General features: G+C 67.1%; 17 protein-coding genes and 1 tRNA gene. 9 read left to right on the forward strand and 9 right to left on the reverse strand.

The features are described from left to right. Window positions 1-61: 61 nt before the first annotated feature. On the reverse strand, window positions 62-790 hold the full coding sequence (locus tag ACTFO6_RS01875) for an aldolase (protein WP_439932732.1): 729 nt from the start codon (window positions 788-790) through the stop codon (window positions 62-64). Beyond that, on the reverse strand, window positions 783-2183 hold the full coding sequence (locus tag ACTFO6_RS01880; protein WP_439932733.1) for an FAD-linked oxidase C-terminal domain-containing protein: 1401 nt from the start codon (window positions 2181-2183) through the stop codon (window positions 783-785). Before ACTFO6_RS01880 ends, ACTFO6_RS01875 begins: the two co-directional genes overlap by 8 nt. 418 nt (window positions 2184-2601) lie before the next feature. On the opposite strand from ACTFO6_RS01880, the gene ACTFO6_RS01885 reads away from it, so the two are divergent. Beyond that, complete coding sequence (locus ACTFO6_RS01885; protein WP_439932734.1) at window positions 2602-3822, forward strand: MFS transporter; 1221 nt, start codon at window positions 2602-2604, stop codon at window positions 3820-3822. Window positions 3823-3860: 38 nt separating this feature from the next. Further along, entirely contained in the window at window positions 3861-4004 is a 144-nt protein-coding gene (locus ACTFO6_RS01890; RefSeq protein ID WP_439932735.1) for a hypothetical protein, read from the forward strand. 44 nt (window positions 4005-4048) lie between these two features. Here ACTFO6_RS01890 and ACTFO6_RS01895 read toward each other — a convergent pair whose 3' ends face one another. The 5 genes from ACTFO6_RS01895 to ACTFO6_RS01915 are packed head-to-tail and all read right to left on the reverse strand — an operon-like array spanning window position 4049 to window position 7564. Then, on the reverse strand, window positions 4049-4864 hold the full coding sequence (locus tag ACTFO6_RS01895) for a ferredoxin--NADP reductase (protein ID WP_439932736.1): 816 nt from the start codon (window positions 4862-4864) through the stop codon (window positions 4049-4051). 14 nt (window positions 4865-4878) lie between these two features. Further along, the gene (locus ACTFO6_RS01900; protein WP_439932737.1) at window positions 4879-5430 is read right to left on the reverse strand and encodes a TlpA disulfide reductase family protein; all 552 of its coding nucleotides are present in this window, start codon (window positions 5428-5430) and stop codon (window positions 4879-4881) included. Beyond that, window positions 5427-6194 (reverse strand): hypothetical protein, encoded by a 768-nt coding sequence (locus tag ACTFO6_RS01905; RefSeq protein ID WP_439932738.1) that lies wholly within the window; start codon window positions 6192-6194, stop codon window positions 5427-5429. Before ACTFO6_RS01905 ends, ACTFO6_RS01900 begins: the two co-directional genes overlap by 4 nt. A 58-nt stretch (window positions 6195-6252) precedes the next feature. Next, window positions 6253-7317 carry a M14 family metallopeptidase gene (locus tag ACTFO6_RS01910; protein WP_439932739.1) on the reverse strand — a complete coding sequence of 355 codons (1065 nt, stop codon included), beginning with the start codon at window positions 7315-7317 and terminating at the stop codon, window positions 6253-6255. Beyond that, window positions 7310-7564, reverse strand: a complete 255-nt coding sequence (locus ACTFO6_RS01915; protein ID WP_439932740.1) for a hypothetical protein — start codon at window positions 7562-7564, stop codon at window positions 7310-7312. Before ACTFO6_RS01915 ends, ACTFO6_RS01910 begins: the two co-directional genes overlap by 8 nt. A 125-nt stretch (window positions 7565-7689) precedes the next feature. Between ACTFO6_RS01915 and ACTFO6_RS01920 the strand changes: the two genes are divergently transcribed. Next, window positions 7690-8313 (forward strand): rhomboid family intramembrane serine protease, encoded by a 624-nt coding sequence (locus ACTFO6_RS01920; RefSeq protein ID WP_439932741.1) that lies wholly within the window; start codon window positions 7690-7692, stop codon window positions 8311-8313. Window positions 8314-8505: 192 nt separating this feature from the next. Here the strand turns inward: ACTFO6_RS01920 and ACTFO6_RS01925 are convergent. After that, a tRNA-Arg gene (locus tag ACTFO6_RS01925) sits at window positions 8506-8581 on the reverse strand. Between the two features lie 78 nt (window positions 8582-8659). On the opposite strand from ACTFO6_RS01925, the gene ACTFO6_RS01930 reads away from it, so the two are divergent. From ACTFO6_RS01930 to polX, 6 genes are all read left to right on the forward strand, one after another. Beyond that, window positions 8660-9331 carry a response regulator gene (locus ACTFO6_RS01930; protein WP_439932742.1) on the forward strand — a complete coding sequence of 224 codons (672 nt, stop codon included), beginning with the start codon at window positions 8660-8662 and terminating at the stop codon, window positions 9329-9331. Window positions 9332-9341: 10 nt separating this feature from the next. After that, window positions 9342-10721, forward strand: a complete 1380-nt coding sequence (locus ACTFO6_RS01935) for a sensor histidine kinase N-terminal domain-containing protein (RefSeq protein ID WP_439932743.1) — start codon at window positions 9342-9344, stop codon at window positions 10719-10721. Window positions 10722-10959: 238 nt separating this feature from the next. Next, window positions 10960-11694, forward strand: a complete 735-nt coding sequence (locus ACTFO6_RS01940; RefSeq protein ID WP_439932744.1) for a TerC family protein — start codon at window positions 10960-10962, stop codon at window positions 11692-11694. Between the two features lie 59 nt (window positions 11695-11753). Beyond that, on the forward strand, window positions 11754-12185 hold the full coding sequence (locus ACTFO6_RS01945; protein ID WP_439932745.1) for a universal stress protein: 432 nt from the start codon (window positions 11754-11756) through the stop codon (window positions 12183-12185). Between the two features lie 258 nt (window positions 12186-12443). Beyond that, window positions 12444-12839 (forward strand): TraR/DksA family transcriptional regulator, encoded by a 396-nt coding sequence (locus tag ACTFO6_RS01950; RefSeq protein ID WP_439932746.1) that lies wholly within the window; start codon window positions 12444-12446, stop codon window positions 12837-12839. A gap of 28 nt (window positions 12840-12867) precedes the next feature. Beyond that, window positions 12868-14616 carry a DNA polymerase/3'-5' exonuclease PolX gene (gene polX, locus ACTFO6_RS01955; protein WP_439932747.1) on the forward strand — a complete coding sequence of 583 codons (1749 nt, stop codon included), beginning with the start codon at window positions 12868-12870 and terminating at the stop codon, window positions 14614-14616. Window positions 14617-14713: 97 nt separating this feature from the next. Here the strand turns inward: polX and ACTFO6_RS01960 are convergent, their stop codons facing one another. After that, window positions 14714-15226, reverse strand: coding sequence for a BON domain-containing protein (locus ACTFO6_RS01960; protein ID WP_439932748.1), 513 nt, complete (start codon window positions 15224-15226; stop codon window positions 14714-14716). Window positions 15227-15314: the final 88 nt, after the last annotated feature.

Genomic DNA, 15314 nt, shown 5'->3' on the forward strand with positions numbered 1-15314 from the left:
GAGGGTCGGCTTCCCGGCGAAGGATAGCAGAGCCCCGGTCCCTGGCGCAGGCCGCGACGCCTCAGGCGGTGTAATCGGGATCGACCCCGGCCAGGAGCCGCTTCAGCGCCTCGAAGTGGAGGATCGCATAGCTGTCGGTGGAAGTGAATTCCTGGAAGGTGCGGCGGGCGATCTCGTCCGGCACGCGCCTCAAGGGCAGCCCCGTGGACAGGGCCAGCACCTGGGCCTGGGCCGCCCGCTCCAGGTAGTAGAGGTCGTCGAAGGCGGCGGCGACGCTCTTCCCCACCACGATGACGCCGTGATTGGCGAGGAAGAGGACGCGCTTATCGCCCAGCGCGGCGGCGATGCGGTCCCCCTCCGATTCGTCCAGCGCCAGCCCGTTGTAGGCGTCGTCGTAGGCGATGTCGCCGTAGAAGCGCAGGGCGTTCTGCCCCGCGGGGAGAAGCTCGCCGCCCTCCGTCATGGCCAGCGCCGTGGCGTAGGGCATGTGGGTGTGGAGCACGCAGGCGGCGCGGGGGTTGCGGCGGTGGAGGGCGGTATGGATGCAGAGCGCCGTCTTCTCCACCCGGCCTTCCCCCTCCAGCACCCGGCCCTCCGCGTCCACCAGGAGCAGGCGGCTCGCGGTGATCTCGCGCCAGTGGAGGCCGAACGGGTTGACGAGAAAACGATCGGCCGCGCCCGGGGCTTTGACGCTGAAGTGATTGCACACGCCTTCGTGGAAGCCCAACGCCTCGGCCGCGCGCAGGGCGGCGGCGAGATCGATGCGCGCCTGCTTCAACGGATCACCCACCGGCGGCGTCCTCCGGCAGGATCTTGCCCGGGTTGAACAGGTTGTCCGGGTCCAGGGCTCGCTTGATGGCGGCCATCAGGTCCACGGCATCCCCCAGCTCCTCCCGCAGGTAGTCGCGCTTGCCGACGCCGACGCCGTGCTCGCCGGTGCAGGTTCCGTCCAGAGCCAGGGCCCGCTCCACCAGCCGGTGGTTGAGGGTTCGCGCTTCCCTGAGGTGCCCGGAGTCCTGGGGATCCACCAGGACGATCAAGTGGAAGTTGCCGTCGCCCACGTGACCGAAGAGAGGCACCGGCAGGGGCGTCCGGGCGATGTCCTCCAAGGTGGTCTCGATGCATTCGGCCAGCCGCGAAATGGGAACGCACACGTCGGTTACCAGGGCCCGGCGGCCGGGAACGAGCTGCAGGCAGGCGAGGTACGCCTCGTGCCGGGCTTTCCACAGGCGGCTGCGCTCTTCGGGCCGGGTGGCCCATTGGAAATCCACGCCGCCGTGCTCCCGGGCGATGGCCTCTACGGCGCGGGCCTGTTCCGCCACCCCCGCTTCGGTTCCATGGAATTCCAGGAACAGGGTGGGCGCCTCCCGGTACCCGGTTTTTGCGTAGCGGTTGACCGCCTGCATGGTCAACGCGTCCAGCAGCTCGCTGCGGGCGATGGGAATGCCCGACTGGATGGTCTGGATCACCGTGGCGACGGCGGAGCTCACGCTGGGGAAAGGGCAGACGGCGGCGGAGATGGCCTCGGGCACCGGGTGAAGCCGCAGGCTCACCTCGGTGATGAGCCCCAGGGTGCCCTCGGCGCCCACGAACAGGCGCGTGAGATCGTAGCCCGCGGCGCTCTTGCGGGCGCGCCGGGCGGTGCGCACCACCCGGCCGCTGGCGGTGACCACGGTGAGCCCCAGCACGTTCTCCCGCATGGTGCCGTAGCGCACGGCGTTGGTGCCGGAGGCGCGGGTGGAGGCCATGCCGGCCAGGGTGGCGTTGGCGCCGGGGTCGATGGGAAAGAAAAGCCCCGTGTGCCGCAGATGGTCGTTCAATTGCTCCCGGGTGACGCCGGCCTGCACCGTGGCATCCAGATCCTCGGGATGCACCGCCAGGATGCGATCCATGCGGGTGAAATCCACGCACACGCCCCCATGGGTGGCGAGGACCTGGCCCTCCACCGACGTGCCGGCGCCGAAAGGCACGATGGGTACCCGGTGGCGACGGCAGGCAGCCACGATGGCCTGTACCTCTTCCGTGCTCTCGGGAAACACCACCGCGTCGGGCGGGCGGGGGGCATGGTACGACTCGTCCTTGCCGTGATGGGCGCGAACCGCGGCCGACGTGGAGAGACGGTTGCTCACGATCGCACGAAGGTCGTCGAGAAGATCGTCGGGAAGCGGAGTTGAACGGCCCATGGATAGGTCTCGCGGCAACATGGGACGATTCTAAACGCAAACGGAGCTCAATGCTTGAGCCCGTGTTTGGCCATCAGGCGGTACAGAGTCATGCGGCAGGGTCAAGCTTGGCGGGGCCTGGGGCATCGTGCAGGAGTGCACCAGCGCATCCGGGAAAAATCCCAGCAATTTCTCAAGCGGCTTTTCCACATCCCTATTCGTTTGGCATGAGGCAAGCGTTTTCGCGCTGGAAGATGTCGCAGGTCTGTTACACTTTCGTTCGTCTACCCCGCCAACGGGACGGACCCGCTGGGCGCCGTTCCGGCGCTCGCACCGGCACAGAGGGGCAACGCTCGGCCGGGGATCTGTTCCTTGTCCCGGCGGCGGGCAGGCCTATACTCCTGATTCCATGAGCGCGTCCTTGCCAGAGGTGAGAAACGTGAGAGGATCCTGGCGCACCCCCGCCGTCGCCCTTCTCTTCGGGGGCGTGATCCTGACCCTTTCCCTGGGCATTCGCCACGGGTTCGGGCTGTTTCTCCAGCCCATGAGCGGCGAGTACGGCTGGGGCCGGGAAGTGTTCGCCTTCGCCATCGCGCTCCAGAACCTGGTCTGGGGCCTGGCGCAGCCCTTCGCCGGCATGGTGGCCGACCGGTTCGGGACGGGGCGGGTGCTGGCCGCGGGCGGCGTGCTCTATGCCCTGGGCCTGGCCCTGATGGCCTACTCGGACAGCCCGCTCACCCTTTCCTTGAGCGCCGGGCTGCTCATAGGGCTCGGGCTCTCGGGTACGGCCTTTTCGGTGGTCTACGGAGCCCTCGGCCGGGCCTTTCCGCCCCACAAGCGCAGCATGGCCTTCGGCATTGCCGGGGCCGCCGGTTCCTTCGGCCAGTTCATCATGCTGCCGGTGGAGCAGTCCTTGATCGGGGCGTTGGGCTGGTTCGAGGCGCTCTTGATCCTCGCCGTCCTGGCGGCGTTCATGGCGCCCCTCTCCGCGGCCTTGGCGGAGCGCCGGGACGGCGGGACCGCTGGCGCCCTTTCGGGGCAGACGATGCGGGAGGCCCTGGTGGAGGCGGGCGGGCACTCGGGTTTCCGGCTTCTGTGCTTCGGCTTCTTCGTGTGCGGTTTTCAGGTGGTGTTCATCGCCGTGCATCTTCCGGCCTTCTTGACCGACCAGGGGCTGCCTGCCCGGGCGGGGATGATGGCGCTGGCCCTGATCGGGCTGTTCAACATCGTGGGCACCTACGCGGCCGGGTGGCTGGGCGGGCACTACCGGAAGAAATACCTCCTGGCGGGCATCTACCTCGTCCGGGCGGGGGTGATCTCGGTGTTCCTGCTCGTCCCCATCACCGAGGTTTCCGTCTACCTGTTCGCCGCCGGAATGGGGCTCCTGTGGCTGAGCACCGTGCCCCTCACCAACGGGGTCGTGGCCCAGATCTTCGGCGTAAAATATCTCTCGACCTTGTTCGGCTTCGTGTTTCTCGGTCATCAGGTGGGAAGCTTCATGGGTGTGTGGCTGGGCGGTTTTCTGTTCGACCTGACTGGCACCTACGACGCGGTCTGGGCCATCACCATCGGCCTGGGGGTGCTGGCGGCCCTCCTGCACTGGCCCATCGACGACCGGGAGCTGAGACCCGCCTCTTTCGCCGGAGCGCCAGTGAAATGACTTCGAGGCATGGGGAAGTCTTCGGGCTCCCGCGGGCTATGAAAACCGCACTGGACGGGAGCCCCTGGGCCTGGGTGGCGGTGGCGCTGGTGGCGGCGCTCACCACCCTCGGGGTGTGGGCCTTCCGCGGCTACCTGGACCCCGACGCCCTTTTGTGGTTTTCCAACCTGCGGCTGTGCTGAAGCGGTCCGGGGTGCCGGCCCACGCGCCTCGCCGCCGGAGCGGCCTACCAGTAGTTCTCCACGGTGATCTGGCCGGGGTCCTTGCGCCGGTTTTTCTTGAAGCCCCGGGCCTCCAGCACGGCACTGGTGTCGCTCACCATGTCCGGGTTGCCGCAGATCATGACCTGGGAGCCTTCGGCGGCGAGGGGCACGCCCGCCCGGGCTTCCAGCCGCCCGTCCTGGATCGCCTGGGGAACCCGGGCCTTGAGGGCGAAGTCCGTATCCTCCCGGGTGACGAAGGGCACGTAAACGAACTGGCTTCCCCGCCGCTCGGCGATGGCCCGCACCGTCTCCTGGTAGGTGAGCTCCTTCGCGTAGCGTACCGCGTGGGCCAGCACCACCTTCTTGAATCGCCGCCAGGGTTCCTCCGTCTTGCAGATGGAGAGGAACGGGCCGAGGGCGGTGCCGGTGGAGAGGAGCCACAGGAAGTCCGCGTCCTGGATGTCAGCAAGGGTCATGAAGCCCGAGGCCCGGGGAGCGATCCAGATGGGATCTCCCGTACGCAGCTTCACCAGCCGCTGGGTGAGGGGGCCGTTCTCCAGGGTGATGAAGTAGAACTCATGGGGCCGTTCGAAAGGGGCGTTCACGAAGGAGTAGGGGCGGACGATCATCTCGCCATCGTCTCCGGGAAGCGCCAGGCGCCCGAATTGTCCCGCCCGGAAGGGCTCCACGGCCGCCTCCACCTGGATCGAGTACAGCCGCTCGGTCCAGGGCTTGAGGGTCACCACCCGCCCTTCGACGAACTTGGCCGCCGCTGGGCGGTGCCCGGTCGCTTGCGATTTCGCCTGACTCACCGTGCCTTTTTCGGCGTCGCTGGCCATCGCGCCCGTTCGGTTCATCGGGTTTGGGTCTTGGGGCCCTCGCCGCCCGCCCGGCGGGTCGAAGCCCCTTGGATTAAAGCGCCGACCTTCTCCAGCGCGTCCGGGTCGTCCCACTCCTTGGCACCGAAGAGGGAGTAGCGGATCCGGCCTTCCGCGTCCACCACGAAACTGGTGGGAAAGGCCCGCACTTTCCACGCCCTCAGGGCGGCGCCGTCCTTGTCCAGGAGGATGGGGAAGCGGACCGGTACCTCCTTGAGAAAATCCCGGACCTCGGCCTCGGTTTCGCCCATGTCCACCGCCAGGATGGTGAACGGCCGGCCGGCGAGCTTGTCCTGGAGCCGCTGCATGGAGGGCATCTCCGCGCGGCAGGGCGAGCACCAGGTGGCCCAGAAGTTGACCAGCACCACCTGGCCCCGGTAGTCCTCCAGGCGATGCACGCGCCCGTTCAGGTCCGGCAGGGCGAGGGGCGGGGTTTCGCCGGTGTGGGGCTTCAACTCCCGCCCATCGGCGATGTCCGCCAAGGGCAAGGCGAGGAGCAGGATCATCCATGCGACGGGCTTCCTCATGACGGATTCCTCCCGTTGATCTTTTTCCACGCCGACTCCAGCACCGCGGGAAGCCTGGCGGCCATGGCCTGCTCGTCCTCGGTGGCGTCCTCGCGGAAGTAGAAGCGGTCCCGCACCGTCTGGAGGTAATAGACGTACACCGGCGCGCCGTGGCGTGCGAGGCGCGCCTTCAGCTCGTCCACCCACCAGTACCAGGGCGACAGGGTGGGTTGGATGATGGCCACGGGGAGGTGGTTCGCCGTCGCGGCCGGGACGTAGCGCGGCTCCTCGCCGGGATCGGGCGTGGCGGCGTAGAAGTTGGGAGACAGTAGAATGGTCCCCTTGAGCATGGAGGCCGAAGCGCCTGCCTCCCGGCGCCAGAGGTCGGCGGCCTCCAGGGCGAGGACCGCTCCCCGTTCCTCGGCGATCAGCACGACGGGCTTCAAGCTCTCCACGGCCTTGGCGAGCACCGCCACGGCATCGGAGGGGGGGATCTGGTCCATCTGGCTGGGCACGGCCGCAAGGAATCGGGCGGCGTGCAGGTCGGCGAGCCACACCTCGAAGCCCCGCCCGGCGAGGGCCCGGGCCGCTTCCCGGTCCCCGGCGGTCAAGCCGTGCTCGGAGGGCAGCCATAAGGCGATCACCGGCCCCGAGCCCTCCCGCGTCACCGGGATGGCGGTGCCGTCCACGGCCCGAACGTGGAGCGTTTCCGCGTGGCCGAGGGCGGAGAGCAGGGCCAGCGCGAGAACCCACAGCGACCGGCGGATCGGATGGGATGGGATCATGGCGCGAAACATAAAAATGGGAATTTTACGCTATCCGACCCCTGGACCCGGGGGACGTTCATTTCAACGGCAACGGTTCCATGAAATACCCGAGCCGGTCGTGCCGGATCGCCTCGGGTTGTACGGTGAGCATGGAGGGGATCACTGGGCGCTTGAGGGCGATGCGATCGTCGTGGACCTCGAGATAGGCGTCGGCCACGTCGCGCCCGCGCTCGTCCCGCACTTCCAGAAATCCCGAGCGGCCCCGACGCCGGGCGAACACGGTGCCCGCCGGCAGCTCCTGGAAGTTCATGCGGTCCAGGTCGGGCGGGAAGCACAGATCCCCGTCGCAGTCCCCGAAACCGAAGGTCACGTGGCGCGGCACGGTGACGCTCGCCACGGTATGGAACAGTTGCACGTCGCCCGGGCGGGGTGGATGGCCCGGCACCTCCGCCAGATGCAGGCAGGCGTCCACGAACTCGGCGGCGTGCTCGATGCCCGCCGCGTCGCCGATCTTGCCGCACTCGCAGGTGACCGCCGGGCCCAGGGCGGAAAAGGCGGCCGACTGCACCCCCAGGGGGCGCAGGAAATAGACCACCGTGCGGCTGAACAGGGAGGCCAGATGGAGCCAGGGCGGATCGAGGCGGTTCACGCACGCATAGTGGGGATTGACGCCGCTGTTGTTGTGCAGATCGATGCTCGCGAACACGCCCCGCTGGCCCATGAGCTCCACCACCCGCGCCAGCACGGCCCGTTCCCTGGGATGATCCGTCCCCTCGGCGCCGGGCCAGATGCGGTTGTAGTCCGGGCCCCCGGGCAGCAGGCGCACCCCGTACTGGGCCGCGGCCACGTTGCCGATGAAGATGGAGAGGGCCCGGGGAAGCCCGTGGCCGGCGTGCCGGGCCAGCACCCGCTGGAGGGCGTGGAGCCCCACGGTCTCGTCCCCGTGGAGCAGGATGGAGACGAGCAGTGGCGGCTCGCGCCGGCCCGGCAGGTGGATCAAGGTGGCGTTGGGCACCAGGCGGTGGAGCTCGCGGGCGCGTACCGAGAGAAAACCCTCCGGGAGCGAGCCCAGCACCGTCGGCTCCGCTGGCCCGGAGTCCGCCTGGACGGCGCCGGAAACTTCGTTCAAGACGTCAGACATCCCATTCGTGCACCGGGCGGCCCGATTCCTGGCCCTCCAGGTAGGCCGCCACCAGGGCGTGGAAGTCTGCCCCATGGCGTTCCACGAAGGCCCGCTGCCAGGCGGCGCCGGTGCGCCCGCTGGTGGCCCGCGCCTCCACGATCTTTAGCAGCTCCTCCGCCAGGGACCGCTCGACGTGGAGCTGGGCGAGCCCGTAAGCCGCCAGCGGCAGGAGGCTGTCCAGACCATGGTGCCGACAGGTTAACATTGGTGAAGCGGCGGGCACAGCCCGGGAGGGGCGCCTCCCGGCGCATCGAGGTCGGTGAACCCGGAACGCGAAACGGACTCTATCCTATGGCAATGCCAGCATAATCCCGATTCTAAGGCCGATCGATGCCTCCGATCACGCAAACCCTCATCATCGTCAACGCGGCGGTTTTCCTGCTCCAGCTTGCGACCGGGCATCAACTGGTGGCCTCCTTCGCCCTGTGGCCCCTCGCCGGCGATCCCTCCTTCGGGCCCGATCCGGGCGGAGGATTCCGGGTCTGGCAGCTCATCACCTACAGCTTCCTGCACGGCGGCATCGCGCATCTGTTCTTCAACATGTTCGCCCTCTATATGTTCGGCTCCGAGCTGGAGCGCCTGTTCGGCCCCCGCTTCTACCTCACGTTCTACCTCGCCTGCGTGATTACCGCCGGCATCGCCCAATTGCTCGTCGCCGCCATGACCAGCGCGCCGCCTTACCCGACCGTCGGCGCCTCGGGGGGCGTGTTCGGATTGCTCCTCGCCTTCGGCATGTATTTCCCGCGCCGGACCATCATGCTCATCTTTCCCCCGATCCCCATGCCGGCGTGGCTGTTCGTCACCTTGTACGGGTTGCTTACCCTGTACATGGGGGTCACCGGCGCCCAGCCGGGCGTCGCCCATTTCGCCCACCTGGGGGGCATGCTAGGGGGCTATCTGATGATCCAGCACCGTCGCGGGCGATTTCCCTTCGGCGGGCGGCGGAGGGGGTGACGAATCTTCTCGGGGGGCAAGAACGGCTGGAGACATCGGTCCCGGCGCGACTTCGTCCGTCGGGCCTTATCCCGCTCCCCAGGACGGTGGGGCGGTAGCCGGTGAAAGACCTGCGGTCCCGGCCGAAGGGAAAGACGCGACCGCAAGGCTCGTTTCGCAAGCGAGGGGGTGGGAGGAGGGAGGGGTAGAAGTTGGCGCCCCGAACACGAATCGAACGTGCGACCTGCCCCTTAGGAGGGGGCTGCTCTATCCACTGAGCTACCGGGGCGATCCCATCATTTTATGCAAAAATATCGCATCTTACCGACTTGTCCAGGAAGACGGCAATCGATCGAGGAGAACTTCCGTGCGTATCCTCGTGGTGGAGGATGACACCTTACTCGCGGACGCGGTGGCGCGAGCGCTCACCCAGGCTGCCCATACGGCGGAAGTGGTGCATACAGGCGAAGCAGCGGATCGGGCCCTGGCGGCCGGCCGCTTCGACCTGCTGATCCTGGACGTGGGGCTGCCCGGGATGGATGGATTTGAGCTGCTCAAGCGGCTGCGGAGCCGACGCTGCGATACGCCGGTGCTGGTGCTCACAGCCCGGGACGCCGTGGAGGACCGGGTCATGGGCCTGGACCTGGGGGCCGATGATTACCTCACCAAGCCCTTCCACCTGGCGGAGCTGGAGGCGCGGGTGCGGGCCCTCATCCGGCGTGGCCACCACTCCGCCGCTGGCACCCTGGTCCATGGCCGGCTGCGCCTCGACGTGGCAGGCCGCAGGCTCTACTGCGATGACCAGCCGGTGGACCTTTCCAGCCGCGAGCTGGCGGTCCTGGAGCTCTTGCTCATGCGGGTCGGGCGGGTCGTCACCAAAGAACAGCTCGCCGATCATCTTTACGGCTGGGGTGACGAGGTATCGAGCAACGCGATCGAAGTTTTCGTGCACCGGTTGCGCAAGAAGCTGGAACCTGTGGCCAACATCCGCACCGTGCGCGGTATGGGTTATCTGATCGACAAGCCCCATGGCGACTAGCCGGCCGCTGTTGCGGACCAAGTTGCTCCAGTGGCTGTTGGTACCGCTGGTCGCCCTGCTGGCGCTAGACGCCTTCGTGAGCTATTTTGCGGCGGTGCGCTTTTCCCAGCGCGCCTACGACCGGTCTCTCGCCGACATCGCCCGAGAGCTGGCGCTGCACGTGGCGGAGCGCGAGGGTCAAGTGGTCTTCGATCTGCCGCAGCCGGCGCAGCGGGTGCTGCTCACCGACCCGAGCGACACTCTTTATTTCCGCGTCGTCGCCGCTGACGGAAGGATCCTCGCTGGCGACGAGCAGCTCGGGCGGCTGTCCGCTTCTCCCGCGCGCGAGCGCGAGCAGCCGTTTTTCGATGCCATGGTCGACGGCGTGCCGGTACGGGTGGCGATGCGGGAAGTGCTACAGCCCGGCGGCTCGATACCCCTTGCCACAATCGTCGTGGCGGAGACCGAGAACAAGCGCGGTGAGCTCGCTCGCGAAATCCTGCTCTCGGTGCTGGCGCCTCAGCTTCTACTGATCGCCATCGCAGGGCTGCTGGTGTGGAACGGGGTGCAGCGCGGTCTGGCGCCCCTGGAGACGTTGCGACAGGCGATAGCCAGCCGCTCACACGTGGACCTGCGCCCGTTGCCCGAAGGCGGCGTTCCGGGCGAGGTGCAGCCCCTGGTGCACGCCATGAATGACCTCATGCACCGGCTCGACCACGCGCTTACCTTGCAGAGTCGGTTCATCGCCGATGCGGCGCACCAGCTCAAGACCCCGGTGGCAGGCTTGCGGGCCCAACTCGAGCTGATGCTGCGCGAGACCGATCCCCAGCGGCTACGGGAGGGGCTGAGCCGCCAATACGTGGGAGTCGAGCGGCTGGCACGGCTGGTGTCACAGCTGCTTTCCCTCGCCCGCAATGAGCCGGAAGCGCTCAGGACGGTACGGCTTCAGCCGGTGGATTTGAACGACTTGGCGCTGCAGAGCACCATGGACTGGGTGCCCGAGGCTCTCAAAAAGGACATCGATCTGGGTTTCGAAGGGCTCAATCGGCCTGTGGTGATCCAAGGCGATTCAGCGCGGCTGCGGGAGCTGTTCGACAACTTGTTGGACAACGCTATCCGCTACAGCCGGCAGGGCGGGCGCGTGACTGTCCGGGTGCACGATCGGCCCCGTCCAGCGGTGGCGATCCATGACGACGGGCCCCGCATCCCGGTGGAGGAACGGCGGCGCATCTTTGAGCGCTTCCACCGCCTACTGGGAAGCGGTGCCGACGGCAGTGGCCTGGGTTTGGCCATCGCCCAGGAGATCGCCCGGATCCACGGCGCCGAGATTTCCCTTGACGATGACGCCGATGGCATTGGTAACACCTTTAGCGTGAGCTTCAACGCTCCAATTTCCTCTCACTCCCCGTAACTCGCGACTTTGTCTCCGCGTGCCGCAGGTCCGGCGCTCATCGCAACGCCAAGGGCACTTGGCGAGCGCCCGCCAGGCCCGTGCGTGACGTTGCGGGCTGTAAGCTCGCGTTAAGTTTCGCGCAAGCTTTCCTTAAGCTGCGCGACAGGGCCGGTTAAGCTTATCCCGCTAAGCTCGTCTCCATCGGCTGCGACATGGAGTCGCGCCGAACCGTCAATGATTTCGAGGAGCTTGACCGGTGGAGACGCTTTCGATTGATAGTTCGCTATTCTGGGTGGCTCTCGCTCAGATTGTCATGATCAACATCTTGCTCTCGGGCGACAACGCGGTTGTGATCGCCCTGGCAAGTCGCAATCTCCCGCCGCAGCAGCAGAAGCAGGCGATTCTGTTCGGCAGCTTCGGCGCTATCGCGCTGCGGGTAATCCTCACCTTCTTTGCAGCGTACCTGCTGACACTACCCTACTTGAAACTCGCGGGCGGCGCGTTGCTGCTGTGGATCGGCATCAATTTGCTCGGCTCCCAGGACGAAGACGAGCACATGGACGCCCATTCCAACCTGCTTGCCGCGATCAAGACCATTATCGTCGCCGACTTTGTCATGAGCTTAGACAACGTGATCGGTGTCGCGGCAGCGGCGAAAGGCAGCCTGCTGCTCCTACTAATAGGGCTGGGCATCAGCATTCCGCTTATCGTCTACGGTAGCACCGTGATCCTCAAGCTCATGAGGCGTTTCCCGGTGATCGTAACCGTCGGGGCGGGTCTGCTGGGCTACGTGGCCGGAGAGATGGGCGTCTCCGATCCGGTGGTGAGCGGTTGGGTCGAGGAGCACGCTCCGTTACTGCACCAGGTGGCGCCGTGGGCTTTCGCTGCGCTGGTCGTGGCGATCGGCAAGTGGCTATCGGCCCGTTCTGCCGGAGAAGCCGCGGAGCTGGCTGAAGTAGATGCGGTGGAAGTGGAAGAGTCGGCCCGTTGATCCGATGGCCCGGGCAAGCGCAGGGCTCGCCGTGGCCGTTAGAATGAAGGGAGAAAACCATGGTTGAAAACGTGTTGCTTCCGGTCTCCAGCGAACGGGATATGCAGTGGGCGGTGGATTACGTGACCCGCCTGTGCCGGCAAGGGCGGATCCGCGTGCATCTGTTATCCGTACAGACGCCGTTCAACGGCCACGTGAGGATGTTCTTCAAGGACGATGATATCGCCCAGTTTCATCGCGAGGACGGGGAAAAGGAACTTGCGCCGGTGAGGGAAGCATTGGAGGAAGCGGGCGTGCCGTGCGTATCCCACGTTGCAGTGGGCTACAGCGCTGCCACCATCGCCGAATTCGCGCGGCGCTACCGGTGCAGCCGCATCGTCATGGGGCCCCAGCGCGAGCCCCTGACGGTTTCAAGCCTGCTGCTGAGTGGATTGTCCCGCCAAGTGGAACAACTGCTGCGGGCCGCCGGGCAGGCGTGCCAGGTGGTATGAAAGGCCTGCCAAGTGGTCTGAAGGGCAGGCGCTCCTGAACGTCCTCCAAACGTCGTCAGGGCCGGCGCTCCTGCGCCGGCTTTTGTTTCCTTCCGTAACCACCGACCGCCGGACAGGATTCGGGCGGATCGCCAGACCGTCCGACTTCTTTCCCACCGCTCAGCCGCGGGATCGTGGTAAATTCTGAAACGGGGACTGGGGTCTAGAGGGCGCTCTCTTACTCAATGAGCAAGGGGAGGGAGCGATAGGGTTTCGTCCATGACAAGCCTGAACCAGCGGCAGCAAAAGGCCTTGCGCAAGCGCCTGACGGAGCGGCGGCGCCAGATCGTCCAGGACATCCGCGAAGCCCTGGCCCGCTCCGACGCGGAGCTGGCCGCCAAGCTCTCCGACCGGGTGCGGGACGCCGGGGACGAGTCGGTGGCGGATTTTCTGGAGGCCCTGGACGCCGCCCTGGTGGACCGGGACGTCCAGGAGTTGCGCGACATCGAGGCGGCCCTGGCGCGGCTGGAGGCGGGCGAGATCGACCGTTGCGTCGACTGCGGGGGCGAGATCGGCTTCGAACGCCTGCAGGCCTTCCCCACCGCTATCCGTTGCGTGCAATGCCAGGCGGTCTACGAGAGAACCCACGCCGGCTCGGCCGGTTCCTCCCTCTGATGTCAGGTTTTTGGGGCGGGTGAACGCCATGGCCGTGCATAACGCGGACATCGCGGCCATGTTCGAGGAGATCGCCGATCTGCTCGAAATCCAGGGGGCCAACCCTTTCCGCGTGCGCGCCTACCGCAATGCCGCCCGCACGGTGGAGGGGCTGGGGCGCGATCTCGCCGTCCTGGTCAAGGCGGGAGAGGATCTCACCGAGCTGCCGGGCATCGGCGAAGACCTGGCCGCCAAGATCAGGGAGGCAGTGGAAACCGGCCGCCTCGCTTTCCTCGACCGGCTGCACAAGGAGCTGCCACCGGCCATCACCGAGCTGCTGAAAATCCCCGGGCTGGGGCCGAAGCGGGTGAAGGCCTTGTATCACGACCTGGGGGTGCAGACCCTGGAGCAACTGGCGCGGGCGGCCCGGGACGGACGCATCCGGGAACTGCCGGGCTTTGGCGCCAAGACCGAGGAGAAGATCCTGGAGGCGGTGGAAGCCCACCTCTCCAGCGCCCGCCGCTTCAAGCTGGCGGTGGCGGCCCAGTACGCCGCGCCCCTGGTGGAGCACCTGCGGAAGGCCCCAGGCGTGGGTCGCGTGGTGGTGGCGGGCAGCTTCCGGCGTATGCGGGAAACGGTGGGGGACCTGGACATCCTGGTGACCACCACCCATCCTGAAGAGGCGGTCCGGCGCTTCGCCGGCTACGAGGAGGTGAAGGAGGTCCTGTCGAAAGGAGGCACCCGGGCTTCCGTGGTGTTGCGCTGCGGGCTGCAGGTAGACCTGCGGGTGGTGGCGGAGGAGAGCTACGGCGCGGCGCTACATTACTTCACCGGCTCCAAGGCCCACAACATCGCCATCCGGCGCCTTGCCCAGGAGCGGGGGCTCAAGGTGAACGAGTACGGGGTGTACCGGGGCGAAGAGCGAATCGCCGGCCGCACCGAGGAGGAGGTCTACGCCACGGTGGATCTGCCCTACATCCCGCCTGAGCTGCGGGAGGACCAGGGGGAGATCGAGGCCGCCCGGGCCGGACGCCTGCCGCAACTGGTGGAGCTCGCCGACCTCAAGGGGGATCTCCACGCCCACACCAAGGCGACCGATGGCAAGAACACCCTGGAGGAGATGGCCGAGGCGGCGCGGAAGCTGGGCTTCGAGTACCTGGCCATCACCGAGCATTCCCGGCGCCTTACCGTGGCCCATGGGCTCGACCCCCGGCGGCTGGAAAAGCAGATCGACGAGATAGAGCGGTTGAACGCTCGGCTGAAAGGCATCCGCCTCCTCAAGGGGATCGAGGTGGACATCCTGGAGGACGGCCGCCTGGACCTGCCGGATTCGGTTCTCGCCCGCCTGGAGCTGGTGGTGGGGGCGGTGCACGGCAAGTTCGATCTCCCCCGGGCGCGCCAGACCGAGCGCATCCTCAAGGCCATGGAGCACCCGTACTTCACCATCCTCGCCCATCCCACCGGGCGGCTGATCGACGAGCGCCCACCCTATGACGTGGACATGCTGAAGATCGTGCGCAAGGCGAAGGAACGGGGCTGCTTCCTGGAGCTCAACGCCCATCCCGAGCGGCTGGATCTCCTGGACGTGCACTGCCGCATGGCCAAGGACGAAGGCGTGCTGGTGGCCATCAGCTCCGACGCCCACAGCGTGCTCGACTTCGGCAATTTGCGCTACGGCGTGGGCCAGGCCCGGCGGGGCTGGCTGGAGGCGAAGGACGTGCTCAACGCCCGCCCACTCAAAAGCCTGTGGCCCCTTCTCGCCCGCTCGGCGAAAGGGGGCAAGGCCCGCGCCCGGTGAGAAAAGAAACGCGGGGCCTTGCGGCCCCGCGCGGCGCCGCCATGGGGAGGAGGGGGCCTTGGCGGCGCCAAAGGGTGCGGCGCTTGCGGCGCCCGGATTACGACTCCACCACCAGGGAGTTGACGACCTTCTTCACCCCCTGCACCTGGGAGGCGATCTCGGCGGCGCGCTCCGCTTGCTGCCGGTTCTTGACGAAGCCCGAAAGCTGCACCACGCCGTCCTTGGTCTCCACGTTCACTTTCAGGCCGCTCACGCTCTTGTCCTTGAGCAGCATGGTCTTCACCTTCGCCGTGATCCAGGCGTCGGTCACGTACTCGCCGGCCTGGATGCGGTCGCTGTAGGACTTGGCCTTGACCAGCTCTTCCGGATTGAGGCGGCCGTCCCCGTCCCGATCCGACTCGCGGAACGCCCCGGTTTCGCCCCCTTTCTTGCGGAACTCTTCCAGCGACACCCAACCGTCGCCGTTCGCGTCGTAGCTGCGGAACATGCCATCGGCGCCGGCCGGATCGGCCGCCAGGGCCAGGGGCGCCGCCGTGGCGATTCCGGCGGCGGCGGCCAGCAGTTTGAGCCCCATGAGGAGCGACGCGTCACGCGTATGAAGGTTGCTCATCGTTTTTCCCCCTTCGCAGTTTCCGGTACACGGCGCCAGCGGCGCTCCCATCCCTCCACGCGAAGACCGTGCCAGAAAGGAAAAAATC

It is taken from the genome of Pelomicrobium sp. G1 (genome assembly GCF_051905455.1).
Lineage (GTDB): Bacteria > Pseudomonadota > Gammaproteobacteria > Burkholderiales > UBA6910 > Pelomicrobium.

Excerpts from the sequence above, each read along its gene's own strand:
- ACTFO6_RS01880 (WP_439932733.1), bottom strand. The coding sequence starts at position 2,183 with ATGGGCCGTTCAACTCCGCTTCCCGACGATCTTCTCGACGACCTTCGT.
- ACTFO6_RS01950 (WP_439932746.1), top strand. The coding sequence starts at position 12,444 with ATGACAAGCCTGAACCAGCGGCAGCAAAAGGCCTTGCGCAAGCGCCTG.
- ACTFO6_RS01920 (WP_439932741.1), top strand. The coding sequence starts at position 7,690 with ATGCCTCCGATCACGCAAACCCTCATCATCGTCAACGCGGCGGTTTTC.
- ACTFO6_RS01895 (WP_439932736.1), bottom strand. The coding sequence starts at position 4,864 with ATGGCCAGCGACGCCGAAAAAGGCACGGTGAGTCAGGCGAAATCGCAA.
- ACTFO6_RS01900 (WP_439932737.1), bottom strand. The coding sequence starts at position 5,430 with ATGAGGAAGCCCGTCGCATGGATGATCCTGCTCCTCGCCTTGCCCTTG.
- ACTFO6_RS01960 (WP_439932748.1), bottom strand. The coding sequence starts at position 15,226 with ATGAGCAACCTTCATACGCGTGACGCGTCGCTCCTCATGGGGCTCAAA.
- polX (WP_439932747.1), top strand. The coding sequence starts at position 12,868 with ATGGCCGTGCATAACGCGGACATCGCGGCCATGTTCGAGGAGATCGCC.
- ACTFO6_RS01945 (WP_439932745.1), top strand. The coding sequence starts at position 11,754 with ATGGTTGAAAACGTGTTGCTTCCGGTCTCCAGCGAACGGGATATGCAG.
- ACTFO6_RS01915 (WP_439932740.1), bottom strand. The coding sequence starts at position 7,564 with ATGTTAACCTGTCGGCACCATGGTCTGGACAGCCTCCTGCCGCTGGCG.
- ACTFO6_RS01910 (WP_439932739.1), bottom strand. The coding sequence starts at position 7,317 with ATGTCTGACGTCTTGAACGAAGTTTCCGGCGCCGTCCAGGCGGACTCC.
- ACTFO6_RS01905 (WP_439932738.1), bottom strand. The coding sequence starts at position 6,194 with ATGATCCCATCCCATCCGATCCGCCGGTCGCTGTGGGTTCTCGCGCTG.
- ACTFO6_RS01890 (WP_439932735.1), top strand. The coding sequence starts at position 3,861 with ATGAAAACCGCACTGGACGGGAGCCCCTGGGCCTGGGTGGCGGTGGCG.